Annotated in this window: 21 protein-coding genes and 1 pseudogene; 14 read left to right on the top strand and 8 right to left on the bottom strand. The window is 66.4% G+C overall.

The window, feature by feature from the left end:
* The first annotated feature begins 2 nt into the window (after positions 1 to 2).
* The 7 genes from carB (at position 3) to metK (ending at position 9,231) form a co-directional block, all read left to right on the top strand.
* Positions 3 to 3,368, top strand: coding sequence for a carbamoyl-phosphate synthase large subunit (carB, locus tag CKW46_RS16540; RefSeq protein WP_482052145.1), 3,366 nt, complete (start codon positions 3 to 5; stop codon positions 3,366 to 3,368).
* A complete protein-coding gene (gene pyrF, locus CKW46_RS16535) occupies positions 3,365 to 4,201 on the top strand; it encodes an orotidine-5'-phosphate decarboxylase (protein WP_012393964.1) in 837 nt (278 codons plus the stop codon). The genes carB and pyrF overlap by 4 nt, the downstream gene beginning before the upstream one ends.
* Positions 4,202 to 5,174: 973 nt before the next feature.
* Positions 5,175 to 5,492 (top strand): integration host factor, actinobacterial type, encoded by a 318-nt coding sequence (mihF, locus tag CKW46_RS16530; RefSeq protein WP_015355818.1) that lies wholly within the window; start codon positions 5,175 to 5,177, stop codon positions 5,490 to 5,492.
* A 129-nt stretch (positions 5,493 to 5,621) separates the two neighbouring features.
* Positions 5,622 to 6,215 (top strand): guanylate kinase, encoded by a 594-nt coding sequence (gene gmk, locus CKW46_RS16525; protein ID WP_012393966.1) that lies wholly within the window; start codon positions 5,622 to 5,624, stop codon positions 6,213 to 6,215.
* An 86-nt stretch (positions 6,216 to 6,301) separates the two neighbouring features.
* Complete coding sequence (gene rpoZ, locus CKW46_RS16520) at positions 6,302 to 6,634, top strand: DNA-directed RNA polymerase subunit omega (RefSeq protein WP_012393967.1); 333 nt, start codon at positions 6,302 to 6,304, stop codon at positions 6,632 to 6,634.
* Positions 6,635 to 6,649: 15 nt separating this feature from the next.
* Positions 6,650 to 7,891 carry a bifunctional phosphopantothenoylcysteine decarboxylase/phosphopantothenate--cysteine ligase CoaBC gene (gene coaBC, locus CKW46_RS16515; protein WP_482052144.1) on the top strand — a complete coding sequence of 414 codons (1,242 nt, stop codon included), beginning with the start codon at positions 6,650 to 6,652 and terminating at the stop codon, positions 7,889 to 7,891.
* Between the two features lie 128 nt (positions 7,892 to 8,019).
* Entirely contained in the window at positions 8,020 to 9,231 is a 1,212-nt protein-coding gene (gene metK, locus CKW46_RS16510) for a methionine adenosyltransferase (protein ID WP_012393969.1), read from the top strand.
* 81 nt (positions 9,232 to 9,312) lie between these two features.
* On the opposite strand, the gene CKW46_RS16505 is transcribed toward metK, so the two are convergent.
* From CKW46_RS16505 to CKW46_RS16490, 4 genes are all read right to left on the bottom strand, one after another.
* On the bottom strand, positions 9,313 to 9,888 hold the full coding sequence (locus tag CKW46_RS16505) for a pyridoxamine 5'-phosphate oxidase family protein (protein ID WP_015355816.1): 576 nt from the start codon (positions 9,886 to 9,888) through the stop codon (positions 9,313 to 9,315).
* Between the two features lie 91 nt (positions 9,889 to 9,979).
* Positions 9,980 to 11,458: a flavin-containing monooxygenase gene (locus CKW46_RS16500; protein WP_085981920.1), complete on the bottom strand. Its 1,479-nt coding sequence runs from the start codon at positions 11,456 to 11,458 to the stop codon at positions 9,980 to 9,982.
* Positions 11,459 to 11,608: 150 nt separating this feature from the next.
* Positions 11,609 to 12,580: an alpha/beta hydrolase gene (locus tag CKW46_RS16495; RefSeq protein ID WP_012393972.1), complete on the bottom strand. Its 972-nt coding sequence runs from the start codon at positions 12,578 to 12,580 to the stop codon at positions 11,609 to 11,611.
* A gap of 26 nt (positions 12,581 to 12,606) precedes the next feature.
* On the bottom strand, positions 12,607 to 13,581 hold the full coding sequence (locus tag CKW46_RS16490; RefSeq protein ID WP_041299227.1) for an esterase LipI: 975 nt from the start codon (positions 13,579 to 13,581) through the stop codon (positions 12,607 to 12,609).
* On the opposite strand from CKW46_RS16490, the pseudogene CKW46_RS16485 reads away from it, so the two are divergent.
* A pseudogene (locus CKW46_RS16485) lies at positions 13,580 to 14,316 on the top strand (lysoplasmalogenase). The gene CKW46_RS16490 and the pseudogene CKW46_RS16485 sit on opposite strands and share 2 nt — an antisense overlap.
* 110 nt (positions 14,317 to 14,426) lie before the next feature.
* Entirely contained in the window at positions 14,427 to 16,373 is a 1,947-nt protein-coding gene (locus CKW46_RS16480) for a primosomal protein N' (protein ID WP_015355812.1), read from the top strand.
* Positions 16,374 to 16,390: 17 nt separating this feature from the next.
* Here the strand turns inward: CKW46_RS16480 and CKW46_RS16475 are convergent, their stop codons facing one another.
* Positions 16,391 to 17,215: a class I SAM-dependent methyltransferase gene (locus CKW46_RS16475; protein WP_482052143.1), complete on the bottom strand. Its 825-nt coding sequence runs from the start codon at positions 17,213 to 17,215 to the stop codon at positions 16,391 to 16,393.
* Positions 17,216 to 17,438: 223 nt separating this feature from the next.
* On the opposite strand from CKW46_RS16475, the gene CKW46_RS16470 reads away from it, so the two are divergent.
* Positions 17,439 to 17,921 carry a MarR family winged helix-turn-helix transcriptional regulator gene (locus CKW46_RS16470; RefSeq protein ID WP_012393977.1) on the top strand — a complete coding sequence of 161 codons (483 nt, stop codon included), beginning with the start codon at positions 17,439 to 17,441 and terminating at the stop codon, positions 17,919 to 17,921.
* A gap of 122 nt (positions 17,922 to 18,043) precedes the next feature.
* Here CKW46_RS16470 and CKW46_RS16465 read toward each other — a convergent pair whose 3' ends face one another.
* Complete coding sequence (locus CKW46_RS16465) at positions 18,044 to 18,868, bottom strand: class I SAM-dependent methyltransferase (protein WP_012393978.1); 825 nt, start codon at positions 18,866 to 18,868, stop codon at positions 18,044 to 18,046.
* Positions 18,869 to 19,075: 207 nt separating this feature from the next.
* Between CKW46_RS16465 and fmt the strand changes: the two genes are divergently transcribed.
* The 4 genes from fmt to ribD are packed head-to-tail and all read left to right on the top strand — an operon-like array spanning position 19,076 to position 23,239.
* The gene (gene fmt / locus CKW46_RS16460) at positions 19,076 to 20,014 is read left to right on the top strand and encodes a methionyl-tRNA formyltransferase (RefSeq protein ID WP_011739898.1); all 939 of its coding nucleotides are present in this window, start codon (positions 19,076 to 19,078) and stop codon (positions 20,012 to 20,014) included.
* Positions 20,011 to 21,456, top strand: coding sequence for an RsmB/NOP family class I SAM-dependent RNA methyltransferase (locus CKW46_RS16455; protein WP_482052142.1), 1,446 nt, complete (start codon positions 20,011 to 20,013; stop codon positions 21,454 to 21,456). The genes fmt and CKW46_RS16455 overlap by 4 nt, the downstream gene beginning before the upstream one ends.
* Before the next feature lie 57 nt (positions 21,457 to 21,513).
* On the top strand, positions 21,514 to 22,212 hold the full coding sequence (gene rpe / locus CKW46_RS16450; RefSeq protein ID WP_085979811.1) for a ribulose-phosphate 3-epimerase: 699 nt from the start codon (positions 21,514 to 21,516) through the stop codon (positions 22,210 to 22,212).
* Positions 22,213 to 22,219: 7 nt separating this feature from the next.
* On the top strand, positions 22,220 to 23,239 hold the full coding sequence (ribD, locus tag CKW46_RS16445) for a bifunctional diaminohydroxyphosphoribosylaminopyrimidine deaminase/5-amino-6-(5-phosphoribosylamino)uracil reductase RibD (protein WP_015355807.1): 1,020 nt from the start codon (positions 22,220 to 22,222) through the stop codon (positions 23,237 to 23,239).
* 4 nt (positions 23,240 to 23,243) lie between these two features.
* Here ribD and CKW46_RS16440 read toward each other — a convergent pair whose 3' ends face one another.
* Both CKW46_RS16440 and CKW46_RS16435 read right to left on the bottom strand, forming a co-directional pair.
* The gene (locus CKW46_RS16440) at positions 23,244 to 24,797 is read right to left on the bottom strand and encodes an MFS transporter (RefSeq protein ID WP_012393983.1); all 1,554 of its coding nucleotides are present in this window, start codon (positions 24,795 to 24,797) and stop codon (positions 23,244 to 23,246) included.
* Entirely contained in the window at positions 24,797 to 25,498 is a 702-nt protein-coding gene (locus tag CKW46_RS16435) for an LppX_LprAFG lipoprotein (protein ID WP_117437455.1), read from the bottom strand. The genes CKW46_RS16440 and CKW46_RS16435 overlap by 1 nt, the downstream gene beginning before the upstream one ends.
* Positions 25,499 to 25,557 lie beyond the last annotated feature (59 nt).

Genomic DNA, 25,557 nt, shown 5'->3' with positions numbered 1-25,557 from the left:
TAGTGCCGCGCCGCACCGATTTACACCACATTCTGGTCATCGGCTCGGGGCCGATCGTCATCGGCCAGGCTTGCGAGTTCGACTACTCCGGAACCCAGGCGTGCCGGGTACTGCGCGCCGAGGGCCTACAGGTCAGTCTGGTCAACTCCAATCCGGCGACGATCATGACCGACCCCGAGTATGCCGACTTCACCTACGTCGAGCCAATTACCCCAGAGTTCGTCGACCGGGTCATCGCTCAGCAAGCCGAGCGCGGCAACAAGATTGACGCCGTGCTGGCCACCCTGGGTGGGCAGACCGCCCTGAACACCGCCGTCGCTCTACACGAGAACGGGGCGCTGGAACGCTACGGCGTCGAGCTGATCGGTGCCGATTTCGAAGCCATTCAGCGCGGCGAGGACCGGCAGCGGTTCAAGGACATCGTTGCCAAGGTCGGGGGTGAATCCGCCCGCAGCCGAGTGTGTTTCACCATGGACGAGGTTCGCGAGACCGTTGCCGAGCTGGGCCTTCCAGTGGTGGTGCGGCCCAGCTTCACCATGGGCGGGTTGGGCTCGGGTATGGCTTACTCCGCCGACGAGGTGGATCGGATGGCCGGCGCCGGGCTGGCCGCCTCGCCCAGCGCCAATGTGCTCATCGAGGAATCGATCTACGGCTGGAAAGAATTCGAACTCGAGCTGATGCGCGATGGCCACGACAACGTGGTGGTGGTGTGCTCGATCGAGAACCTCGACCCGATGGGCGTGCACACCGGCGACTCGGTCACCGTTGCGCCGGCCATGACGCTGACCGATCGGGAATACCAGCGGCTGCGTGACTTGGGGATTGCGATCCTGCGCGAGGTCGGGGTGGACACCGGCGGCTGCAACATTCAGTTTGCGGTCAACCCCCGAGACGGCCGGCTGATCGTCATCGAGATGAACCCGCGAGTATCGCGGTCAAGTGCGTTGGCGTCCAAGGCGACCGGGTTTCCGATCGCCAAGATCGCCGCGAAACTGGCCATCGGATACACGCTCGACGAGATCGTCAACGACATCACCAAAGAAACGCCGGCCTGCTTCGAACCCACCCTGGACTACGTCGTGGTCAAGGCGCCGCGGTTCGCCTTCGAGAAGTTCCCGGGTGCCGATGCCACGCTTACCACCACCATGAAATCGGTGGGCGAGGCGATGTTGTTGGGCCGCAACTTCGTCGAGGCGCTCGGCAAGGTGATGCGTTCGCTGGAAACCAGCCGGGCCGGGTTCTGGACCGCCACCGATCCCGAAGGCGGCCTCGACGACGTCCTGACCAGGCTGCAAACCCCGACCGAAGGTCGGCTCTACGACCTGGAACTGGCGCTGCGGCTGGGGGCCTCGGTCGATCGGGTGGCCGAGGCCAGCGGCGTGGACCCGTGGTTCGTCGCGCAGATCGACGAGCTGGTCGGTTTGCGTGCCGAATTGGTCGACGCGCCGGTGCTCGACGCGGATCTGCTGCGCCACGCCAAACACAGTGGGCTATCCGATCGGCAGATCGCCTCGCTGCGACCCGAACTGGCCGGGGAAGACGGTGTGCGCTCACTGCGCGAGCGGCTGGGCATCCACCCGGTGTACAAGACGGTGGACACCTGTGCCGCCGAGTTCGAGGCCAAGACTCCGTACCACTACAGCAGCTACGAGCTGGATCCGGCGGCCGAGACCGAAGTGGCTCCGCAGATCGACAAACCGAAGGTTCTGATCCTCGGGTCCGGGCCTAACCGCATCGGCCAGGGGATCGAGTTCGACTACAGCTGCGTGCATGCGGCAACCACGTTGAGCCAGGCCGGTTTCGAGACGGTGATGATCAACTGCAATCCGGAGACGGTATCCACCGACTATGACACCGCGGATCGGCTGTACTTCGAGCCGCTGACGTTCGAGGACGTGCTCGAGGTATTTCATGCCGAGGAGCAGTCGGCCGCCGGTGGGGCCGGCGTGGTGGGAGTCATCGTGCAACTCGGCGGCCAGACGCCGCTCGGGCTGGCAGAACGGCTGGCCAACGCGGGGGTGCCGATCGTCGGCACCCCGCCCGCCGCCATCGACCTGGCCGAAGACCGCGGGGCGTTCGGCGATGTGCTGACCGCGGCGGGACTGCCCGCGCCACGCTATGGCACCGCAACCACCTTCGCGCAAGCCCGCCGTATCGCCGAAGACATCGGCTATCCGGTGCTGGTGCGGCCGTCGTACGTGCTGGGTGGCCGGGGGATGGAGATCGTCTACGACGAGGAGACGCTGCGCGGCTACATCACCCGCGCGACCGAACTCTCGCCGGCACATCCGGTGCTGGTCGACCGCTTCCTCGAAGACGCTGTCGAGATCGACGTGGACGCGTTGTGCGACGGGACCGAGGTCTACATCGGCGGGGTCATGGAGCACATCGAGGAGGCCGGGATCCACTCCGGTGACTCGGCGTGTGCCCTGCCGCCGGTGACCTTGGGCCGCAGCGACATTGAAAAGGTTCGCAAAGCCACGGAAGCCATCGCGCATGGCATCGGTGTGGTGGGTCTGCTCAATGTGCAGTATGCGCTCAAAGACGACATCTTGTATGTCTTGGAGGCCAATCCGCGCGCCAGCCGCACCGTGCCCTTCGTGTCCAAGGCCACCGCCGTCCCGCTGGCCAAGGCATGTGCCCGGGTCATGTTGGGCGCCAGTATTTCCCAGTTGCGCGCCGAAGGGATGCTGGCGCGTACCGGGGACGGCGCCAACGCCGACCCGCGTGCCCCGATAGCCGTCAAAGAGGCTGTGCTGCCTTTCCACCGCTTCCGGCGCGCGGACGGCGCGGCCATCGATTCGCTGCTTGGACCGGAGATGAAGTCGACGGGCGAGGTGATGGGGATCGACCGGGACTTCGGCAGCGCCTTTGCCAAGAGCCAGACCGCCGCGTACGGTTCGTTGCCCGCGGCGGGGACCGTGTTCGTTTCGGCCGCCAACCGGGACAAACGCTCACTCGTGTTCCCCGTCAAGCGGCTCGCCGACCTGGGCTTTCGGGTGCTCGCTACCGAGGGCACGGCAGAGATGCTGCGACGCAATGGGATTCCCTGCGACGAGGTTCGCAAGCATTTCGAGGCGCCACAACCCGGACGCCCGGCGATATCCGCCGTCGACGCGATCCGGGCCGGCGAGGTCGACATGGTGATCAATACCCCATACGGGAACTCTGGCCCGCGTGTCGACGGCTACGAAATCCGCTCGGTTGCCGTGTCCGTCAACATCCCGTGCATCACCACCGTGCAGGGCGCGTCGGCCGCGGTGCAGGGCATCGAAGCCGGGATCCGCGGCGATATCGGGGTCAGGTCGCTGCAAGAGCTGCACCGCGCCATCGAACAACAGAGCGCGGCCGACGGCGGGGCCCGGTGACCGGATTCGGCGCACGCTTGGCAGAGGCCAAGGCACACCGCGGGCCGCTGTGTTTGGGGATCGATCCCCACCCCGAGTTACTTCGGGCCTGGGATCTGCCGGCCACCGCCGACGGATTGGCCGCGTTCTGCGATATCTGCGTGGCGGCCTTCGCGGGATTTGCGGTGGTCAAGCCGCAGGTGGCGTTTTTCGAAGCGTACGGTGCCGCGGGATTTGCGGTGCTGGAAGGCACGATGGCCGCGCTACGGGCCAATGGTGTGCTGGTCCTGGCGGACGCCAAGCGTGGCGACATCGGGTCGACGATGGCGGCCTACGCGGCGGCCTGGGCGGGCGACTCGCCGCTGGCGGCCGATGCCGTGACTGTCTCGCCCTTTCTGGGGTTCGGCTCGCTGCGGCCCCTGCTCGAGGTTGCGACGGCCAATGATCGGGGTGTGTTCGTGCTCGCGGCTACCTCCAATCCGGAGGGCGCCACCATTCAACGCGCCGACGCGGATGGCCGCACGGTGGCCCAACTGATCGTCGATCAAGTCGGACTCTTCAATAGTGAAGTTGGCGAAGTGACGGGGCCGGAGCCCGGATCGGTTGGTGTGGTCGTCGGCGCAACGGTGCTGAATCCGCCGGATGTGAGCGGGCTGGGCGGACCCGTATTGGTTCCCGGCGTCGGGGTGCAGGGCGGCCGGCCGGAGGCGCTGGGCGGCCTCGGCGGCGCGGCGCCACAACAGCTGTTGCCCGCGGTGTCGCGCGAGGTCCTGCGCGCCGGCCCCAGCATTTCTGAAGTCCGGGCGGCGGCCGAGCGGATGCTGGACTCCGTCGCGTACCTTTCAGCGGTCTAGGTCTTCGGGTCAAGCACGCTCGGCGCCCGTTGCTGTTGGAGTTTCTGTAGCCGCTGACGCCCGGGGTCGATCTGCGTCTGAGCGCCGCCGGAATCCCAGCCCGCTTGCCACCTCACACGTCGGCGCTCGGCAACCGTGCGCGGCAGCCGGGCTCCATGCTTGCCGGAATCCACTCTGAAAAGGCTTGCAGTAAAAGGAAAATCGTCAGATTTCCGTGGTCACCGGGGCTTCGTCGCGGCCCGCCAAACTGCCCGAGTCGGCGTCGGCACGTTCGCATTGGTGCCGGCGCGATCAACTGCGTGTGGCCGTTTGGGCGCCCGCGCCGCGCTGTTGTTCGGGAAACCCCGACGTTGCTGGCCGCATTCGGCTGGACATCCGTACCAGATTTGCTGGGCAGTCGAAATGGACCGATGTTCGTCCGTCGGTGAATGCGGCGCGACGCCCGAGTCGTGAGTCGGCGTGGTGGGGTCTCGGGTCCGCCCCGTTCCGGCAACGTGGACGGGCCCACCGCACGGTTCGAGCATGCGCTGGCCTGCTGATTCGCTCCATTTGCCCCGAACCGCCCGACACGCGCGACACGCCACCGAAATGCGTGATCCATGGCACGTTGGTCGCGGGGGTTGCTCGGGGTGGCCCGGGGCGGCCCAAACCGGCCGGCGGGCGGTGCGATCGTCGGGCGGCGCCGCCCGCAGATTCCAGTCAAATCGCAAATAACCGCAGCTAGGCATCAATATCTGGGGGTGTGGCCGGACCATCCCGCTGGGCGCTCGACCCCGTGGTTTGTGGCCGCTCGGGCGTGGCGGCGGAGCGCTGATTCGTCTCGCGGCCGGGGCCCACGCTGGGGATTTGTCACCCAAACCAGGGGGTCGGGTTAGATTTCGTCAGGAACCGTGAGTACGGTCGTCTCCGCTGGCTGTAGTACCAGCCAAGACAAACAAATGATCGATTGATATCGATGAGAGACGGAGGAATCGTGGCCCTTCCCCAGTTGACCGACGAGCAGCGCGCGGCCGCGTTGGAGAAGGCTGCTGCCGCACGTCGAGCGCGAGCAGAGCTCAAGGACCGGCTGAAGCGCGGCGGCACCAACCTCACCCAGGTGCTCAAGGACGCCGAGACCGACGAAGTCTTGGGCAAGATGAAGGTGTCTGCGCTGCTCGAGGCTTTGCCGAAGGTGGGCAAGGTCAAGGCGCAGGAAATCATGACCGAGCTCGAAATCGCCCCGACCCGGCGGCTGCGTGGTCTTGGTGACCGTCAGCGCAAGGCCCTGCTGGAAAAGTTCGGCTCCGCCTAGCCCGCTGCCGACGATGCAGGCCGCTGGGCCTGAGGTGGGGTATCACCCGCTAGCAGGGGTGGTGCGGGCAATCAGCGCCCAAGGATCCAGGCTGCAGTGCCTGGTGGGGGTGCCGACTCAGGAGCGCCGATGAGCGCCGGCGGAGGACCTGGCACAGGACATGTGGTCGTGCTGTCCGGTCCTTCCGCTGTCGGCAAGTCGACGGTGGTCCGCTGCTTGCGTGAGCGGATCCCAAACCTGCACTTCAGCGTCTCGGCCACCACCCGGGCGCCGCGGCCGGGGGAGGTGGACGGCGTGGACTACCACTTCGTCACCCCGGAGAGCTTCCAGCAGATGATCGACCAGGGCGAGTTGCTGGAGTGGGCCGAGATTCACGGGGGATTGCACCGATCGGGCACCCCGGCTCAACCGGTGCGGGAGGCCACGGCCTCCGGAGTTCCGGTGCTGATCGAGGTCGATCTGGCCGGGGCCAGGGCTGTCAAGAAGGCGATGCCCGAGGCCATCAGCGTGTTTTTGGCGCCGCCCAGTTGGGAGGACCTCAAGGCCAGGCTGGTCGGTCGGGGCACTGAGACGCCGGACGTTATTCGTCGCCGGTTACAGACCGCGCAGACCGAACTGGCAGCCCAACCCGACTTCGACAAGGTCGTGGTAAACGGTCGATTGGAATCCGCATGCGCTGAATTGGTATCATTGCTGGTGAGAACTGTGCCCGGCTCTGGGTGAGTCATCAGCCAGGCAAAGAGCCAGAATTCAGAATTGAGATCTTTAACGTCTTCGCAACGATTTACGCCGCCAGGAGAAAGTCTTAAGTGAGTATTCCGCAGTCCGATGCGCCGTTGGCCGCCGTTTCCGCCGTGGATCAATTCGATCCTTCCTCTGGCGGGGTCGGTGCCTACGACACCCCGCTGGGCATCACCAATCCGCCCATTGACGAGTTGCTGGATCGCGTCTCGAGCAAATACGCCCTGGTGATTTATGCGGCGAAGCGGGCTCGGCAGATCAACGACTACTACAACCAGCTCGGCGAGGGCATCCTGGAATACGTCGGGCCGTTGGTGGAGCCGGGCCTGCAGGAAAAGCCGCTATCGATCGCGATGCGTGAGATCCACGCCGATCTGCTCGAGCACACTGAGGGCGAGTAACAGGGCAGGCCCCGGATGGACCGTAAGCGGATCGTCGTCGGCGTCTCTGGGGGTATCGCCGCGTACAAGGCGTGCACGGTCGTCCGTCAACTGACTGAGGCCGGTCATCACGTCCGGGTCATCCCCACCGAATCTGCGCTCCGTTTTATCGGGGCGGCCACCTTCGAGGCGCTCTCCGGTCAGCCCGTGCACACCGGGGTGTTCGACGACGTGCCGGCGGTGCCGCATGTTCAAATCGGTCAGCAGGCTGACCTGGTCGTGGTCGCCCCGGCGACGGCTGATCTGCTGGCCCGGGCGGTAGCCGGGCGCGGAGACGACCTGCTGACAGCAACTCTGCTCACGGCCCGGTGTCCGGTGATGTTCGCTCCAGCGATGCACACCGAGATGTGGCTGCATCCGGCCACCGTCGACAATGTGGCCACGCTGCGCCGTCGTGGCGCGGTGGTGCTCGAACCCGCATCCGGGCGGCTGACCGGCAGTGACACCGGCGCCGGACGCTTGCCCGAGGCCGAGGAGATCACCACCCTGGCCCAGCTGCTGCTGGAACGCCATTATGCGTTGCCCTACGACCTGGCCGGCCGCAAGGTGTTGGTGACCGCCGGTGGCACCCGGGAGCCGATCGATCCGGTGCGCTTCGTGGGCAACCGCAGCTCCGGTAAGCAGGGTTACGCCGTCGCGCGCGTCGCTGCCCAGCGGGGCGCCGAGGTGACGTTGATCGCGGGGCACACCACCGGGTTGATCGACCCGGCCGGTGTCGAGGTGGTGCACGTCAGCACCGCGCAGCAACTCGATGACGCCGTCTCCAAGCACGCACCCACCGCGGACGTGCTGGTGATGGCCGCCGCCGTTGCCGACTTTCGGCCGGCGCAAGTTTCCACCGCCAAGATCAAAAAGACTGCCGACAGTCCACCGGTGATCGAACTCCTGCGCAACGACGATGTGTTGGCCGGTGCGGTGCGTGCGCGCGAGGATGGGCAGCTGCCCAAGATGCGTGCCATCGTTGGTTTTGCCGCCGAGACCGGTGACGCCAACGGGGATGTGCTGTTTCACGCCCGACAGAAGCTGCGGCGAAAAGGCTGCGACTTGCTGGTCGTCAACGCCGTGGGCGGTGACAGGGCCTTTGAGGTGGACAACAACGACGGCTGGCTATTGGCCGCCGATGGAACCGAGGCGGCGCTGCAGCACGGGTCGAAGACGCTGATGGCAAGCCGTATCGTTGACGCAATAGTTACGTTCCTGGATAGCTGTCGCGGGTAGTCGATCCACGGGCTCGGTGCTGTACAGCGGCTGGACAGGTCCTGAACGATGCCTTGCTCGAGTGGACGAGCGCAAATTGATGCCTGAGGATATAATTCGGCTAACTAATTATCGGAAGGATGCAGATAGTGAGTGAAAAGGGTCGCCTTTTTACCAGTGAGTCGGTGACGGAAGGACATCCCGACAAGATCTGTGACGCGGTCAGCGACTCGGTCCTCGACGCGCTTCTGGCGGCGGACCCCCGCTCGCGTGTTGCAGTTGAGACCCTGGTGACCACCGGGCAGGTGCACGTGGTGGGTGAGGTCACGACGACCGCCAAGGAGGCGTTCGCTGACATCACCAATATCGTTCGCGAACGCATCCTCGACATCGGCTACGACTCGTCGGACAAGGGCTTCGACGGGGCATCCTGCGGAGTGAACATCGGTATCGGAGCCCAGTCGCCCGACATCGCACAAGGTGTTGATACCGCCCATGAGGCCCGCGTCGAGGGCGCTGCGGATCCGTTGGACGCGCAAGGCGCCGGCGACCAGGGCCTGATGTTCGGTTACGCGATCAACGACACCCCGGAGCTGATGCCGCTGCCGATCGCGCTGGCTCACCGGTTGTCGCGGCGACTGACCGAGGTCCGCAAGAACGGTGTGCTGCCCTACTTGCGCCCGGATGGCAAGACTCAGGTCACCATCGCCTACGAGGACCGGGTGCCGGTGCGGCTGGACACGGTGGTCATTTCGACCCAGCATGCGGACGACATCGACCTGGTGAAGACGCTGGATCCCGACATTCGCGAGCAGGTGCTCAAGACCGTGCTCGACGACCTGGCCCACGACACCCTGGATGCCTCGGCGGTGCGGGTGCTGGTCAACCCGACCGGAAAGTTCGTCCTTGGCGGACCGATGGGCGATGCGGGCCTCACCGGCCGCAAGATCATCGTCGACACCTACGGCGGGTGGGCCCGGCACGGTGGTGGCGCATTCTCCGGCAAGGATCCGTCCAAGGTGGACCGCTCGGCGGCGTACGCGATGCGCTGGGTGGCCAAAAACGTGGTCGCAGCAGGACTGGCCGAGCGGGTCGAGGTACAGGTGGCCTACGCTATCGGCAAAGCCGCCCCGGTCGGCCTGTTCGTGGAGACATTCGGCTCCGAGGCTGTCGACCCGGTCAAGATCGAGAAGGCCATCGGTGAGGTGTTCGACCTGCGGCCTGGCGCGATCATTCGCGACCTGAACCTGCTGCGGCCCATCTATGCGCCCACCGCCGCTTACGGGCACTTCGGTCGCACCGATGTCGACCTGCCGTGGGAGCGGCTCGACAAGGTCGACGACCTCAAGCGCGCCATCTAGGTTTCCGGCACGAGCAGACGCGGAATCGCGCGCGGGATCCCCGCGCAATGCGATTCCGCGTCTGCTCGCGCGTGTGGTGGCTCAGTTTTGCGCGCTGGGCGGCAGGGGATGGTCGGAGTCCAACGCCGGCAGGCCATCGATGCTGTGCTGGTTGCGATCGATGACACCAGAGAAGGTTTCCTCGGTCGCTTTGCGGAAGTGGGCGTCCAGCACCGGTCGTTCATCGACGAGGTCGTAATAGGGAACCGCGAATCCGCACGCATCCGCGATGCGGTCGACGTCGATCACGACGGCGGAGCGCGTGCCCGGATGAAGAGTCTTGAAATGTTCTCTCAGGGTTTGGAATTCGCCGTCATCGGGGCGCACCACTCGTCCGGTCCCATAGAGCCGCAGGATCCGCGAGTTGCGGGTGAACGAGCAGAACATGATCGTGATCCGGCCGTTGTCGCGCAGGTGCGCAATGGTTTCGGCGCCGCTGCCGAATAGGTCGATGTAGACGACCGTGTGGTCGTCCAGCACCGCGAAAGTGTCGCGATAACCCTTGGGGGAGAGGTTGACTCGGCCTCCGTCGGACGGCGCGGTGGCAACGAAGAACATGGCCTGGTTGCCGATGAACTCGCGGATCGACTCGTCGATGTGCGAGAACTCTTTGGCCACCGAAATCTCCTTTTGCTCATTCGAAGCCGCACGTTCGAGCCTAACGCCGGCCAGCGAGGTCGGCGACGTGAGTTTTGTCTCGGGGGAGCTCTCAGCGTCCGAAGCGGTAGTCGTCGAGATCGAAATGCCTGCCACGCCAGTAGGCTTCCACGGTGGTGGTGGGACGCAGCGGCACGTCGCCGTTCTTGTCGAAGTAGTAGCTGTTGGCCCGGCGGCAACTGTCCTGCCAGAACACTTGGCGGTACCGGCGCCGCATCATCTCGGCGAAGTAGCGGGCGTTGGCTTCCTCGGTCACCTCGACCCGGGTCGCGCCGTCGCGTCGGGCCCGCTTCAGGCAGCGCAGGATGTGGTGGGTCTGCGTCTCGATGAGCGCGAAATACGACGAACCCACGTAGCCATACGGGCCGAACACGGCGAAGAAATTGGGGTATCCGGGAACGCTGACGCCTTGGTAGGCCTGCGCGCGATGCTCTTCCCAGAACTGGCTCAGTGATCGACCTGCGCGTCCGATGACCGGATAGGTCAGCACATCGTCGGTGTCGAGCACCTTGAAGCCGGTGGCCAGGATCAGCACGTCTATCTCGTGGTCGGTGCCGTCATCGGTGGCCACCGATGTCGGGGTGATCTTCTCGATCGGCTCGGTGACCAGCTGCACGTTGTCGCGGTTGAAGGTGGACAGGTAGCCGTTGTGGAATCCGGGTCGCTTGCAGCCGACCGCATAGCGTGGGGTGAGTTGGTCGCGCACCACCGGATCGTCGACCCGCTGTCGCAAATAGCGCCGTCCCAGCACCGCGCTCCAGCGCGCCAACGGAAACACCGTGAAGTAGTGCGCCGAGATTGGGAAGGTCGCCTCCACATAGGCCTGGCTGAGTAGCCGCTGCAGCGCTTTTCCGCCCGGGATGCGCATTGCCCAGCGCAGCGCTGCCGGCAACGGAAAGTCGAATTTCGGAAAACACCAGATCGGAGTTCGCTGAAACACCGTGAGGTGTTTCACGATTGGTGCGATTTCCGGGATGACCTGGACCGCCGACGCGCCGGTGCCGATGATCCCGACGCGTTTGCCGGTCAGCTCCTGGCTGTGATCCCAGCGCGCGGTGTGCATGGTGACGCCGGCGAAGGAGTCGACGCCGGCAATGTCAGGAAGCTTTGGCACGGTCAAAACGCCGCTGGCATTGATGATGAATCGGGTGGTCAGTTCGCCGCCGGGATCCGTCTGCAGACGCCACAGACTGCGCTCGTCATCGAACTCGGCACCAAGGACCTTGGTGTTGAACCTGATTCGGGGCCTGATGCCGTACTTGTCGGCGCAGTGCTCGGCGTAGGCCCTGAGCTCGCGGCCGGGTGCGTAGCTGCGCGACCAGTCCGGGCTCTGCTCGAACGAGAACTGGTAGGAGAACGACGGAATATCCACGGCTATGCCGGGATAGGTATTCCAGAACCAGGTTCCGCCGACGCCGTCGCCGGCTTCGATCACGAGGTAGTCGCCGAATCCCGCCTTGTCGAGGCTGATCGCGGCACCGATGCCGGAGAATCCGGCGCCGACGATCACGATCTGGTAGTCTGGTTCGATGCTCACTAGCGTTCCCCTCCGATGCCGAGAACTCCGTGCTCGGGCCGCAGGATCAGCGCCGCCTCGAGGGCCATGGCACCACTGTATGGCTGACGGCGGTGGCCGGTAAGGGCCGGACTCCCGGGTCTTTCGAGTCCCTGCTAGTTCTTGTTAGTAATGCAGCACTTTGCGCAGTGCCGCCAAGCCGCGGCTGGTTGCTTCGGCGGCTGAGGGCACCACCACGGCGAAGCTGACGTAGCCATGCACCAGGTTGGGCTCGTTGCACCACTCGGCCGCTATCCCCGCGGCAGTGAGCAACTCGGCATAACGGGCCCCGTCGTCACGCAGCGGGTCGTGTTCGGCGGTGCCGATGAAGGCCGGAGGTAGCCCGGTCAGGTCGCCGTTGCCCGGCGCGAGCGTGGCAGGCAGCGCCGTGTGGTCGCTGACGTCAAGGTCGGGCACATACCACGACAGGAACGCGTCGATGACCTCGAGATCCAGGATGGGCGCGGTGGCGTTTTCGCTGAAGGACGGCAGGGCCAGGTCGCCGACGCACGACGGGTACCACAGCAACTGGAAGACCAGGTTCGGAGCGCCATTACCGGCATGGTCACGGGCCAGCTGCGCCATGATCGCCGAGATGTTGCCGCCAGCGGAGTCGCCGGCTACGGCGATCCGGTTCGGGTCCCCGCCCAACTCGTGAGCGTGCTCACCGACCCACCGCAACGCCGCCCAGCTGTCTTCGATCCCGGCCGGGTAGGGATGCTCCGGAGCGAGCCGGTAGTCGACGGAGACCACGATGGCCTCCGCGCCCACCGCATGCGCCCGCGCGACGTGGTCGTGGGTATCCAAGCTGCCCAGCGCCCAGCCGCCGCCGTGGTAGTACACGACGACCGGAAGGACCCGGTCGGGCTCCACGGTGGGCCAATAGATTCGGACGGGGATGTCGGTAAGCTCGCCATAGCCGATCTTGCGGTCCTCGGTCCGCAAATCGGGGAGCAGTTCCGGTGGTGCTTTGAGCGCGGCGAGCCGTTCGCGGGCCAATTCGACGCCGTCTGCGGCGCAAAAGGTCATCGGAACCGCGTCGAGCAGCATCTTCAGGATGGGATCGATGCCGGGGCGGGTGCTGATCTGCTCCGTCATGGTCCTACACGGTACGCACTTGTGGCCTATCCGTGCAGCGCAACGCGCAATGCCGCCAGCCCGCGCTCCATGGCGGTGGTGGCCGCGGGCACCACGCCGGCATAGCCGATGTAGCCGTGTACCAGGGATCCGGCGTTGTGAACTTCAACCGAGACGCCGGCAGCGGCCAGCAATTCGCCGTACCGGATGCCGTCGTCACGTAGCGGGTCGTGGCCGGCCACCGCGATGTAGGCGGCCGGTAGATTCGCCAGGTTCTCGGCGCGGCCCGGAGCCATGCCCGCTGGTGGGTTAGACAGGTCGGTATCGCCTGCATACCAGCGGGAAAAGTCGGCGATGGCCTTGACGTCGAGAACCTCGCCGGTGGCGTTTTCGGTGAACGACGGCAATGTCTGATCCCACATCGTGGACGGATACCACAGCAGTTGAAAGGCGATCGGCGGTATGGGGCCATCGGCATTGTCCCGGGCCTGTTGTGCGATCACCGCAGCGATGGTTCCACCTGCTGAATCACCGGCCACGGCTACCCGGTTGAGGTCAGCGCCGATAGTGGATCCGTGGTCGGCGACCCATCGCGTTGCGGCCCAAGCATCTTGGATGGCCGCGGGGTAGGGGTGCTCTGGGGCCAAGCGGTAATCGACTGAAACGACCAGCGTGTCGGCCCCGACGGCATGCTGACGACAGGTTCCGTCGTGAGTGTCCAGGTCGCCCATGACAAAGCCGCCGCCGTGAAAGAACAGCACCACCGGTAGTGGATCGGTGGCATCGGGACTGATTGGTGGCCAATAGATCCGAATGGGGATGGATCCACCCGGTCCGTCGATGGCCCGGTCCTCGACGCGAAGCTCGGGGTGCACGGGCCGGCGTGGCAAGTCCCGCAGCCGCTGACGTACCGCATCGATTCCTTCCTCGGTGGATAGCCGAAACGGAACCGCATCCAGTACCTTCTGCATGATGGGGTCGATAGCGGGTTTCTCGTCTGCGGTTTTGTCCAAACTGGGCATGGACGTACCGTACGCACCTCGGTTGGTGACCGGCGGCTGGGTGCTCGCCGGATGGGCCGGCCTCGGCTACGGCGTGTACCTGACCATCATCGCGATGCGCCGCCCGCAGGGTATGGAACTGACCGGGCATTGGATCCTGCAGCCGCCGTTCAAGGCATCGATGGCGGTGCTGCTCGCGCTAGCGGCGGCCGCCCACCCGATCGCGCGCGAGCGACGGTGGCTGATAGCGGCGTTGCTGTTTTCCGCCGCCGGTGACTGGTTGTTGGCAATCCCGTGGTGGACCCAGTCATTTGTGCTGGGGCTTGGTTCGTTCTTGTTGGCCCACTTGTGCTTTCTCGGAGCCATGCTGCCGATGGCCTGGGGGCGGTTCCATCGCGTCCACGGATCGCTGCGGCGGCGTTGATGTGCGTGGTCTCAGTGGGGCTGTTGATTTGGTTTTGGCCGCACCTCGGTCAGGAAAATCTGACGATTCCGGTGACGGTCTACATCCTGGTGCTGACCGCCATGGTGTGCACGGCTTTCGTCACCAGGCTTCCGACGATATGGACAGCGGTGGGGGCGTTGAGTTTCGCGGTATCGGACTCGATGATCGCGATCAGCCGGTTCATCCTCGGTAACGAGGCCCTGGCGGTGCCGATCTGGTGGGCATATGCCGCCGCGGAGATCTTGATTACCGCCGGGTTCTTCTTCGGCCGGGATATTTCGGATAACGGGCCGGCCGCTGTCGACGGCTGAGGCGCCGCGTCCGCTGTTGCGAAAAAGCAAGAAAAAGATTGTCTAGCAAATCATCTCGAGGCTGCGAGTGCGTACCGATCGAGGTAGAGCCGATCGCGAGGGTACTACCGATGCTTTCGGTGCCCCACCTCGATCGTGAATTCGACTACTTGGTGTCCGCCGAGCAGTCCGACGATGCCCAGCCCGGGGTGCGGGTCCGGGTGCGGTTCCACGGCCGATTGGTCGACGGGTTTGTGCTCGAGCGCCGCAACGACACCGACCACCAGGGCAAGCTGGGCTGGCTGGATCGGGTGGTATCGGCCGAACAGGTGCTCACGCCGGAGATCCGCCGATTGGTCGACGCCGTGGCCGCTCGCTATGCAGGCACCCGGCCGGACGTCTTGCGGCTGGCGGTGCCGGCCCGGCATGCGCGGGTGGAGCGCGAAGTCGCAACGCGGCCGGACCTGCCGGAGGTGGCTCCGGTCGATGGGGCCGGCTGGGCGGGGTACGGCAGGGGCGGCCAATTCTTGGACGCCCTCGGCGAGGCGCGGGCGGCGCGTGCCGTCTGGCAGGCGCTACCCGGCGAGCCGTGGGCCGATCGATTCGCCGAGGCCGCCGCGCAGACGGTGCGCACCGGCCGGGCGGTGCTGGCGATCGTTCCCGACCAGCGGGACCTCGACGAGCTGTGGCGAGCGGCGACAACCCGCATCGATGAGCGCAGCGTGGCGGCATTGTCGGCCGGATTGGGTCCGGCCGCCCGCTACCGACGCTGGTTGGCCGCGCTGCGGGGTGGTGCACGACTGGTGATCGGTACCCGCAGCGCCGTGTTCGCGCCGCTGAGCGACCTGGGGTTGGTCATGGTCTGGGCGGACGGCGACGACACCCTGGCCGAGCCGCGGGCGCCCTACCCGCACGCCCGGGAGGTGGCGATGCTGCGGGCACATCAAGCCCGGTGCGCGGCGTTGATCGGCGGCTACGCCCGAACCGCCGAGGCCCACGCCCTGGTGCGAAGCGGGTGGGCGCATGACATCGTCGCGGCCCGGCAGGTGGTTCGGGCGCGCACCCCGCGCGTCATTGCCCTCGATGACAGCGGCTACGCCGACGAACGCGACCCGGCCGCACGGACCGCGCGTCTGCCATCGATCGCCCTGCACGCCGCCCGCTCGTCGTTGCAGGCGGGGGCGCCCGTACTGGTCCAGGTGCCACGGCGCGGGTACGTGCCCTCCCTGGCTTGTGGGCGCTGCCGGGCAATCGCGCGGTGCCGACATTGCACGGGGCCGCTGTCCCTGCTGGAACGCGGCGCGCCCGGCGCGGTCTGTCGATGGTGCGGGCATGGGGAACCGCTGCTGCGCTGCACGCGCTGTGGGTCGGACACCGTGCGGGCCGTCGTCGTTGGAGCCCGGCGCACCGCCGAAGAGCTGGGACGCGCCTTCCCCGGTACGTCGGTGATCACCTCGGCGGGCGATGCGATCGTGCCCGACGTCGATGCTCGCCCGGCGCTGGTCGTGGCCACCCCGGGCGCTGAGCCCCGGGCAGCCGGGGGATACGGGGCCGCCCTGTTGCTGGATACCTGGGCGTTGTTGGGCCGTCAAGATCTGCGCGCGGCCGAGGAAGCGCTCTGCCGTTGGATGGCTGCAGCGGCCCTGGTGCGCTCGCGTGCCGACGGAGGCGTGGTGGCGGTGGTCGCCGAATCGTCTATCCCGACGGTGCAATCGCTGATCCGCTGGGACCCGGTGGGGCACGCCGAAGCCGAGCTGGAGGCCCGTAGCGAAGTCGGGCTGCCGCCGAGCGTGCACATCGCCGCCATCGATGGCACCGCGGAGGCGGTCCTGGCCTTGCTGGATCAGGCCCGGTTGCCCGAAGACGCAGACATGCTCGGCCCGGTCGACCTGCCGCCGGGGGTACGCCGCCCGGCAGGCACCCCCGACGGCGTGCCCGTGACCAGGATGCTGGTGCGGGTACGCCGGGAACAGGGTCTGGAACTAGCCGGGTGTCTGCGCCGCGGAGTCGGTGTGCTCAGCGCACGCCAGACTCATGAACCGGTCCGGGTACAGATCGACCCGCTGCACATCGGCTAACCCGCATTGATCCATCGTCAGCGCTTGCGCGCGGTGAAAATCAGGTACTCCCACTCCATCACGCCGTCGGTGAGGTATTCGCGGCTGAGTTCGATGAGTTCGGCGTCGAGCTGGGCAACTCGTTGGGGGTCGTCGTTGATATTGCGGTAGGCGTTGATCGTCGGTCCGTAGTAATCCTTGAAGTAATCGACGCATTCTTCGGGTTGCCCGAACCGCTTTACCCGCAACGAGCCCCGCTGCGTCCGGACATCGCACACGTGGTCGCTGAACAGGTCGCCGATGTACTCTTCGCGCCCCCACCACACCTCATGCGGGGCGCCCATCGGCAGCGTCGGCCGGTACGGCCGGAGGGTGGAGAGCAACTGGCCGTAGAACCCCTCCGGCGTCCAACTCAGCACACTGATCTTGCCGCCCCTGCGACACACCCGGGCCAGCTCGTCGGCCGTGCGCTGATGACGCGGAGCGAACATCGCCCCGATCGTCGAAAGCACCGCGTCGAACTCGTTGAACCCGAAGGGCAGGGTCTCGGCATTGGCTTCCCGCCAGCTGAGGTGTACTCCCGCTGCCGCGGCGCGTCGCTGAGCGCTGCGCAGCAGTTCCGGCGTGAGGTCACAGGCGACGACATGAGCACCCGCAACCGCCGCGGCGATCGACGCATTCCCCGAACCCGCGGCAACGTCGAGGACGCGATCTCCGGGGCGAATGCCGCTGGTGGAGAACAGGATTGGCCCCAGCGGGGCCAGTACTTCATCGGCCAGTACCGCATAGTCGCCCAACGCCCACATGGCCCGATGCGTGGTTGCCGGGGCCCGCCGATCGCTGATTGGTGTGTCAAGAGCCATTGCCCCTCCTGACCGAATTCGGGAAATTTGCTGCGACACCATCGTCGGCGCAAGGCAGGCGCAGGGAAACCACTTCCGATCGTTGCCCGGCGGCAATTGTATACGTGATCAATAATCGCTGTCTACGAATGTAGGGCGCTGCTAGACTCTTCCCTTGCTGCAGCCTGTTTTGTGCGACAACGAACTTGAAAAGCCCAGCGAAATCCGGGGAAGGGGGCCATTAATGTCCACCGAGAACGCGACGGCAGCTGAAGAGTCGCTGGACATGATTACCGATGCGCTGCTAACGGCGTCTCGGCTGTTGGTAGGCATCTCGGCGCATTCGATCGCGCAGGTCGATGAGAACATCACCATCCCGCAATTTAGGACCCTGGTCATTCTGTCCAATCGGGGACCGGTCAATCTGGCCACGCTGGCGAACCTGCTTGGGGTGCAGCCGTCGGCGACCGGCCGGATGGTCGACCGTCTCGTCAGCGCCGGGATGATCGACCGACAGCCGCACCCGACCTCGCGTCGTGAACTACTCGCGGTGTTGACCAAGCGTGGTCGTGATCTCGTCCGCCGGGTCACCGCGCACCGGCGCGACGAAATCGCTCGTATCGTCGAGCAGATGCCGCCGGCCGAACGGCAGGGGTTGGTTCGCGCGCTGACCGCGTTCACCGCGGCCGGCGGTGAGCCGGACGCAAATGTCGAGATGGATCTATAGGCTCAGCCTTTTGGTGCCCATTTGGGCTTTGGGTCTTTGGGGTCCTCTCGAAGACGTCGGGATTCAGCCGTTCCAGGCCGCCCGCCGAATTGGCGGGCGGCCCGGCCCGGTTGCGGAGCGGCTTACTTCTTGGTGCCGGTCAGAACCAGGTACTCCCATTCCATGACGCCGTCGGTCAGGTATTGGTCGGCGAGTTCAACCAGCTGGGCGTCGAGTTCGGCCGCCAGCACCGCGTTGTCGCCGATGTTCGCGTAGGCCTCGATCGTCGGGCCGTAGTGATTCTTGAAGTAGTCGTGCACGGCCTGCGCCGTTTGGAAGCGTGTGACCTCCAACTGTCCGCGCTGCGTTTGGATGTCGGAGACGTGGTTCCCAAACAGGCCGCGGGCGTAGGCTTCCCGTCCCCATAGCGCAGACGGGGGCAGGGCCGCCGACAGGCTCGGGCGGTAGGGCCGGATGGTGGCCAGCATGCGGCCGAAGAAACCTTCTGGCGTCCAGCTGATCACGCCGATGGTTCCGCCGGTCTTGCAGACGCGGGCCAGTTCGTTGGCTGAGCACTGGTGATCCGGGGCGAACATCACGCCGATCGCCGAGATCACGGTGTCGAACTCGCTGTCGCCGAACGGCAGTGCCTGTGCGTTGGCCTCCTGGTAGTCAAGGGTCAATCCCTGGGCTGCGGCGCGCGCCTTGGACCGTTGCAGCAGTTCGGGTGTCAGGTCCGTCGATACCACCGTGGCGCCCGACTTGGCCGCCGGAAGCGAGATGTTGCCGGAGCCGGCCGCAACGTCGAGCACGCGCACGCCGGGCCCAATGCCGGCGGCAGCGACCAGGATCGGGCCGAGCGGAGCCATCACCTCTTCGGCCATCAATGCGTAGTCGCCCAGTGCCCACATCGCCCGGTGTGTAGCCGCGAGCGATACGTCCTCGCGGATGGGTGTGTCGATAGTCATTCAGAGCTCCTCAAAAGGAAAAGGAAAGGGAAAGGGCTGCGTTACTTCGACATCGTCGTCGCAGGCGCGGCGGAAAAACTCGACTGCTTGCTCGCAGAACGTTTCCGCCGGACACAGTATGCAATAGCAAGTTTATAAACGGCTGAGAATCTGGCCATTGAAGATTGTGGTCCACGCCACTTCACAGGCACTTCCTAGACTGTCCCGGTGCGTCTCGTTTTTGCCGGTACCCCCGAAACTGCGCTGCCAGCGCTCCATCAGCTCATCGATTCGCCGCGACACGACGTGATCGCGGTGTTGACCAGGCCCGATGCCGCTTCGGGTCGGCGCGGTAAGCCAGAACCGTCGCCCGTGGCGCGTGCGGCGCTGGAACGGGGCATCCCGGTGCTGCGGCCGTCACGGCCGAACTCGGCGGAGTTTGTCGCTGAACTATCCGAATTGGCGCCACAGTGCTGTGCGGTGGTCGCCTACGGCGCGCTCCTGGGTGACGCGCTGCTCGGGGTGCCGCCACAGGGCTGGGTCAACCTGCATTTTTCGCTGCTGCCGGCATGGCGTGGTGCGGCGCCGGTGCAAGCCGCCATTGCCGCGGGTGACGCGGTCACTGGGGCCACGACCTTCCAGATCGAGCCCAGTCTGGACTCCGGACCGGTGTACGGGGTGGTCACCGAGACCATCCGGCCCACCGATACCGCTGGCGATCTGCTTGGGCGACTTGCGGTTTCGGGTGCCGAGCTGCTCTCGGCCACCCTGGACGGGATCGCCGAGGGGGCTTTGACAGCGCGCCCGCAACCTGCGGACGGCGTCACGCTGGCGCCGAAAATCTCCGTCGAGCAGGCCAGGGTGCGGTGGGAGTTGCCGGTGCCCATCATCGAGCGTCGGATCCGGGCCGTTACTCCCAATCCGGGCGCCTGGACGCTCATCGGTGACCTGCGGGTCAAGTTGGGGCCGGTGTATCTCGATGCCGCGGTCGAACCTCCCGGCCCCTTGCCCCCAGGTGCGATTCAGGTGGATCGCAAGCACGTGTGGGTCGGCACTGGCTCGGAACCTTTGCGATTGGGCCAGGTCCAGCCGCCGGGCAAGAAGCTGATGAACGCCGCCGACTGGGCACGCGGTGCCCGCCTGGACCCCAGCGTGCGTGCATCATGAGCCCCGGCCAGGACAAACGACAGCGAAATCGGCCGGACCGAAAGCCGCGACGCTCCGAGGGCACGGGCGTGCCGAACCAGCGCAGGGGCCCGCGCCGGCGGCCGCTGGACCCGGCGCGCGGCGCCGCGTTCAACGCCTTGCGGGCGGTGAGTGAGCGCAACGCCTACGCCAACCTGGTGCTACCCGCGCTGCTGAGGGAGCGCGGCATCACCGGCCGCGACGCCGCCTTCGCCACCGAGTTGACCTATGGCGCCTGCCGGGCCAGGGGACTGCTCGACGCCATCATCGGAGCGGCGGCCGGACGTTCGCCCGAGGCGATCGACCCCTTCCTGCTGGACTTGTTGCGGCTAGGTGCCTATCAGCTGTTGCGCACCCGGGTGGACGCCCACGCCGCGGTGTCCACCACGGTCGAACAAGCCGGCATCGAATTCGATTCGGCGCGGGCGGGTTTTGTCAACGCAGTGCTGCGCACGATCGCTGATCGCGATGAGCAATCCTGGGTCCAGGAGCTGGCGCCAGACCCGCGCCGCGACCCCGTCGGGCACGCGGCCTTCGTCCATGCTCACCCACGCTGGATCGCGCAGGCCTTCGCTGACGCGCTGGGCCCGTCGGCGGCGGAACTCGATGCGGTGCTGGCCAGCAATGACGAGCGTCCACAAGTGCACCTGGCGGCTCGTCCGGGGGTGCTGACGGCCGCCGCATTGGCCGATGAGGTGCGCGGCACCGTGGGCAGGTATTCGCCGTACGCCGTGTACCTGCTCGGTGGTGACCCGGGGCTGCTGGCGCCCGTGCGCGACGGTCAGGCGCTGGTGCAGGACGAGGGCAGTCAATTGGTGGCGCGGGCGTTGACGCTGGCCCCGGTCGAGGGCGACTCGGGCCGGTGGCTGGACCTGTGCGCGGGGCCGGGCGGCAAGACGGCGCTGCTGGCCGCGCTGGGCGTGGCAACGGGGGCCCGGGTGACCGCCGTGGAGCCGTCGTCGCATCGCGCCGACCTGGTGGCGGACAACACCGGCGGGCTGCCGGTGGATCTCGTCCGTGGTGACGGGCGCTACACCGACCTGGAACCGGTTTTCGACCGGGTGCTCGTCGATGCGCCCTGCACCGGCCTGGGCGCCTTGCGCCGGCGGCCGGAAGCCCGCTGGCGCCGGCAACCGTCGGACGTGCCCACCCTGGTCAAGCTGCAGCGTGAGCTGCTGGCCGCGGCGATCAACCTGACTCGTCCGGGCGGGGTGGTGCTCTATGCCACCTGTTCGCCGCACCTGGCCGAAACCGTCGGGGTCGTCGCCGACGCGCTACGCCGGCACCCGGTGGATGCGCTGGATACCCGAGCACTCTTCGAGCCCATCACCGAGGGCCTGGGGGAGGGGCCGTACGTGCAGCTGTGGCCGCACCGGCACGGCACCGACGCCATGTTCGCCGCGGCGCTGCGCAGGCGGGCATGAGGCAGCGGGAGCGAATCGCCGACGTGCGTCGCGCGTCGCGCCGCGCGGCTCAGTAGTGTGTCGCTCATGCCTAACAGCATCGGGGGTCCCATGATCGCGCCGTCGATCCTGTCAGCTGACTTTGCCCGGCTAGCCGACGAAGCCGCTGCGGTGCGCGGTGCCGATTGGTTGCACGTCGACGTGATGGATGGTCACTTCGTGCCCAATCTGACGCTCGGGCTTCCCGTGGTGGAGAGTCTGCTGGCGGCCAGCGACATTCCAATGGATTGCCATCTCATGATCGACAACCCGGATCGGTGGGCTCCGCCCTACGCCGAGGCCGGGGCTTACAACGTCACGTTTCACGCCGAGGCCACCGACAACCCGATCGCGGTGGCCCGCGACATTCGCGCGGCCGGTGCGAAAGCCGGGTTCAGTGTGAAACCGGGAACCCCGCTGGATCCCTACCTCGAGATCCTGCCGCACTTCGACACCCTGCTGGTGATGTCGGTGGAGCCCGGCTTCGGCGGACAGAGTTTCATTCCCGAGGTGCTCAGCAAGGTGCGGACGGTACGCAAGCTGGTCGATTCGGGTGAGTTGACGATCCTGATCGAGATCGACGGCGGCATCAACGCAGACACCATCGAGCAAGCGGCGGAGGCCGGCGTGGACTGCTTCGTCGCCGGGTCGGCGGTGTATGGAGCCCAGGATCCCGCTGCCGCGGTGGAGGCACTTCGGCGACAGGCCGGGGCCGTTTCCAGCCATCACGGCCGGTGAGCGCCAGATGACAGTCGAACAGGTCAAGAGCCTCGAAGAGTCGATGCGTCTGGCGATCGAGCAGTCGATGCTGGTCAAAGGCACGACGTACCCGAACCCGCCGGTCGGCGCTGTCATTGTCGACCAGGAAGGCCGGGTCGTCGGCATCGGCGGCACCCAGCCCTCCGGTGGTGATCATGCCGAGGTGGTGGCGCTGCGCAAGGCGGGTGGTTTGGCGGCCGGCGCCATAGCGGTGGTCACCATGGAGCCCTGTAACCACTTCGGCAAGACTCCGCCATGTGTGAACGCTTTGATCGAAGCCAGGGTCGGAACGGTGATATACGGCGTCGCCGACCCCAATGGGATCGCAGGTGGGGGCGCGGGGCGGCTGTCGGCCGCCGGCCTGCAGGTGCGATCCGGCGTGCTGGCCGATCATGTGGCGGCCGGACCGTTGCGGGAGTGGCTGCACAAGCAGCGCACCGGGTTGCCGCATGTGACCTGGAAGTACGCCACGAGTATCGATGGCCGTAGCGCTGCCGCCGACGGTTCCAGCCAGTGGATTTCCAGCGAGGCGGCCCGTGCGGATCTGCATCGGCGCCGCGCCATTTCCGATGCGATCGTGGTCGGTACCGGCACCGTGCTGGTTGACGATCCAACCCTGACCGCCCGGCTGTCGGATGGTTCCTTGGCGGCCGAGCAGCCGCTGCGCGTGGTGGTGGGCAAGCGTGACATTCCGCCCGAAGCCAAGGTGCTCAACGACGATGCGCGAACGATGATGATCAAGACCCACGAGCCGGTGGAGGTCCTGCGAGCCCTCTCCGACCGCACCGACGTGTTGCTAGAAGGGGGTCCGACCCTGGCCGGGGCCTTCTTACGGGCCGGAGCCATCAACCGCATCCTGGCCTACGTGGCGCCGATCCTGCTCGGCGGCCCGGTCACCGCCGTTGACGACGTGGGCGTGTCCAGCATCGCGCACGCATTGCGCTGGCAGTTCGACGGCGTCGAGCGGTGCGGCCCCGACCTGTTGCTCAGCCTGGTGTCGCGCTAGTGACTCACGGCCGGGGCGCTACGGCCGGTTCCTCCGAGATCTCCGGTTCTTCCGCGTGCTCCTTGCGTCCGCTGACCAGCAGACCCAGCACCGCACCAAAGACGCACACAAACGCGGTGATCGTGAAGATTTCGCCGTACATCAAGGCGAATGCCTGTTGGTATTGGGCTCCGATCGCGGCCGCGCGCTCGAGCAAGGTCGCGTCGGGCGGTACGGCCGCCGACAATCCCGCCAGGATCTGGTTGAACCGGTACAGACCCCAGGCGCTCAGCGCGGCCACACCGATCAACATGCCGGTCATCCGCGCGACCACCACCGCCGCCGAGGCGATGCCATGTTGGGCGGCCGGTACAACTCGCAGCGTGGCCGACGACAGCGGCCCAATCACCAGGCCAAGCCCTAGGCCGGCCACCAGCAGGTCGGCGTGCATGGCGGGCACGGTGAACAAGCCGAAGATGCTGTGCCGATAATCCGGCAGATCGACGGGCCAATGCGAAATCAGCAAATAGCCGCCGGCGGCGATCAGTAGCCCGACAAACGTCACCGCCCGGTCGCCGACTCTGGTGGCAATCCACCCGCCGGTCACCGCGCCGATCGGAAGGGCGATCAGGAACCACAGCAGCATCCCCGCCGCCTGGGTCTGGTCCATGCTCAGCACGCCCTGGCCGAACAACTCCACGTTCACCAGAGTCACCATCAGCGCGGCACCCGCGGCCACCGATGAACCCAGGGCGGCCAAGAACGGCCGGAAGTGCACCCCATTCGGGTCGATCAGCCGGGTTCGAGCGAACCGCTCCCAGGCGAAGAACGCCACCGCGGCCACGATCGCGCCGGTCAGCACCGGTAGTCCGTAGCTCGGCAACACCTCTTTGCCGTCCGGGTTGGGGTTGTACAGCCCTATGACGGCGAGCCCCAACGCGATTGCCAGCAGCGCACCGCCAACCAGGTCGATCTTCTCCGGCTCTGCGTTCTTGTCGTGCGCCGGCAGGCTGAATTGGATCATCAGCATGGCGATCGCGGTCAGGGGGACGTTGATCCAGAAGACGTCTCGCCAGTCATGGAACAACCAGACGATGAAAATCCCGTAGAGCGGCCCCAGCACGCTGCCGAGTTCCTGGGCGGCTCCGATACCGCCGAGGACGCCGGCGCGGTTTCGTTGTGCCCACAGATCCGCACCCAGCGCCAAGGTGATCGGCAGCAGCGCACCGCTGGCCACACCTTGAAGTGCCCGGCCGGCGAGCAGCATATGGAAATCGCCGAAATGCCCCGCCAGCGCGGTGACCACCGAGCCGGCGGCGAAGCCGAGCAAGCTGACCTGCAGCATCAGCTTGCGGCCGAACCGGTCGGAAGCCCGTCCCAGCAGCGGCATCGCGGCGATGTAGCCGAGCAGATACCAGGTGACAATCCAGGTGATCCGCTGCAATTGGTTAACCGGGATGCCGACGCTGCCCATGATGTCGCGCATGATGGTGACCACGACGTAGGTGTCGAGGGCGCCCAACAATACCGCCAGGCTGCCGGCGCTGATGGCGACGCGGCGCCCTGTCTGCGTGCTCATCAGCTCACCGGGGGCTTGCTGACGCTGACCTGCTCGCCCCACTTGGACAAGGTCATCTCGACGGAATTGCCCGACCAGCGATCCAGTTTGGCTTGCACCAGCTGATGGTCACCGTTCTCCTGAATCCACACGGTGCCCGGCACGGGTTCTGTTGCATTGAACGGGGGCGCGATCTGGTTCACCGCCTCGGCAGTGACCTTTCCGGTGATCCGGATCGTGGTCTGTCCGTCGATGGTGTCGCGACCGTCGGCCTTGGCGTCCTGGAGATTGGCCAGCACATTGGCCAGGCCAACTTGCGGGTTCAGGATCTGCGACGGGTCGTAGATGTCGGCAGCCGGGCCGAAATCACTCCACTTGTTCGGGGTGAGGGTGGCATACAGGGTTCCGTCCACCACCACGAAATCGGCGTCGATCGCAGATCCGCCGAGCGTGAGCTCGACGTTTCCCTTCGCGGCGGTCGGGTTGGTGGTCAGATCGCCGGAGAGCGTCTTCATCGACAGGCCGGGGATCTTGCCGTTCACGGTGAGGACCAGGTGCGCGCTCTTGAGGTTGCTGGTGAGCTCGGTTGCTTGCTTCACCAACGGTGTCGCATCGGGTAGTGGTCCGCCGCTGTCCTTCGTGCCCGACGAGCAGCCGGCAACCAGGGCGGTGGCGGTGCCGAGGGCGGCGAGGACAGCGAATAGACGGCGGCGGGTCTGCATACCCTGCATCGTAGAGGGTGCCGCCGACCGGGTCGGGCAACGCGGGGTGTGCAGCGCGC

It is taken from the genome of Mycobacterium liflandii (assembly GCF_022354805.1).
Taxonomy (GTDB): domain Bacteria; phylum Actinomycetota; class Actinomycetes; order Mycobacteriales; family Mycobacteriaceae; genus Mycobacterium; species Mycobacterium marinum.
Note: the sequence above shows the minus strand (reverse complement) of the source record. Positions and strands in the feature narration are given on the sequence as shown.

Excerpts from the sequence above, each read along its gene's own strand:
- CKW46_RS16465 (WP_012393978.1), bottom strand. The coding sequence starts at position 18,868 with ATGACTATCGACACACCCATCCGCGAGGACGTATCGCTCGCGGCTACA.
- coaBC (WP_482052144.1), top strand. The coding sequence starts at position 6,650 with ATGGACCGTAAGCGGATCGTCGTCGGCGTCTCTGGGGGTATCGCCGCG.
- CKW46_RS16470 (WP_012393977.1), top strand. The coding sequence starts at position 17,439 with ATGTCCACCGAGAACGCGACGGCAGCTGAAGAGTCGCTGGACATGATT.
- gmk (WP_012393966.1), top strand. The coding sequence starts at position 5,622 with ATGAGCGCCGGCGGAGGACCTGGCACAGGACATGTGGTCGTGCTGTCC.
- CKW46_RS16480 (WP_015355812.1), top strand. The coding sequence starts at position 14,427 with ATGCTTTCGGTGCCCCACCTCGATCGTGAATTCGACTACTTGGTGTCC.
- ribD (WP_015355807.1), top strand. The coding sequence starts at position 22,220 with ATGACAGTCGAACAGGTCAAGAGCCTCGAAGAGTCGATGCGTCTGGCG.
- CKW46_RS16455 (WP_482052142.1), top strand. The coding sequence starts at position 20,011 with ATGAGCCCCGGCCAGGACAAACGACAGCGAAATCGGCCGGACCGAAAG.
- CKW46_RS16435 (WP_117437455.1), bottom strand. The coding sequence starts at position 25,498 with ATGCAGACCCGCCGCCGTCTATTCGCTGTCCTCGCCGCCCTCGGCACC.
- CKW46_RS16440 (WP_012393983.1), bottom strand. The coding sequence starts at position 24,797 with ATGAGCACGCAGACAGGGCGCCGCGTCGCCATCAGCGCCGGCAGCCTG.
- CKW46_RS16495 (WP_012393972.1), bottom strand. The coding sequence starts at position 12,580 with ATGACGGAGCAGATCAGCACCCGCCCCGGCATCGATCCCATCCTGAAG.
- CKW46_RS16490 (WP_041299227.1), bottom strand. The coding sequence starts at position 13,581 with ATGCCCAGTTTGGACAAAACCGCAGACGAGAAACCCGCTATCGACCCC.
- CKW46_RS16475 (WP_482052143.1), bottom strand. The coding sequence starts at position 17,215 with ATGGCTCTTGACACACCAATCAGCGATCGGCGGGCCCCGGCAACCACG.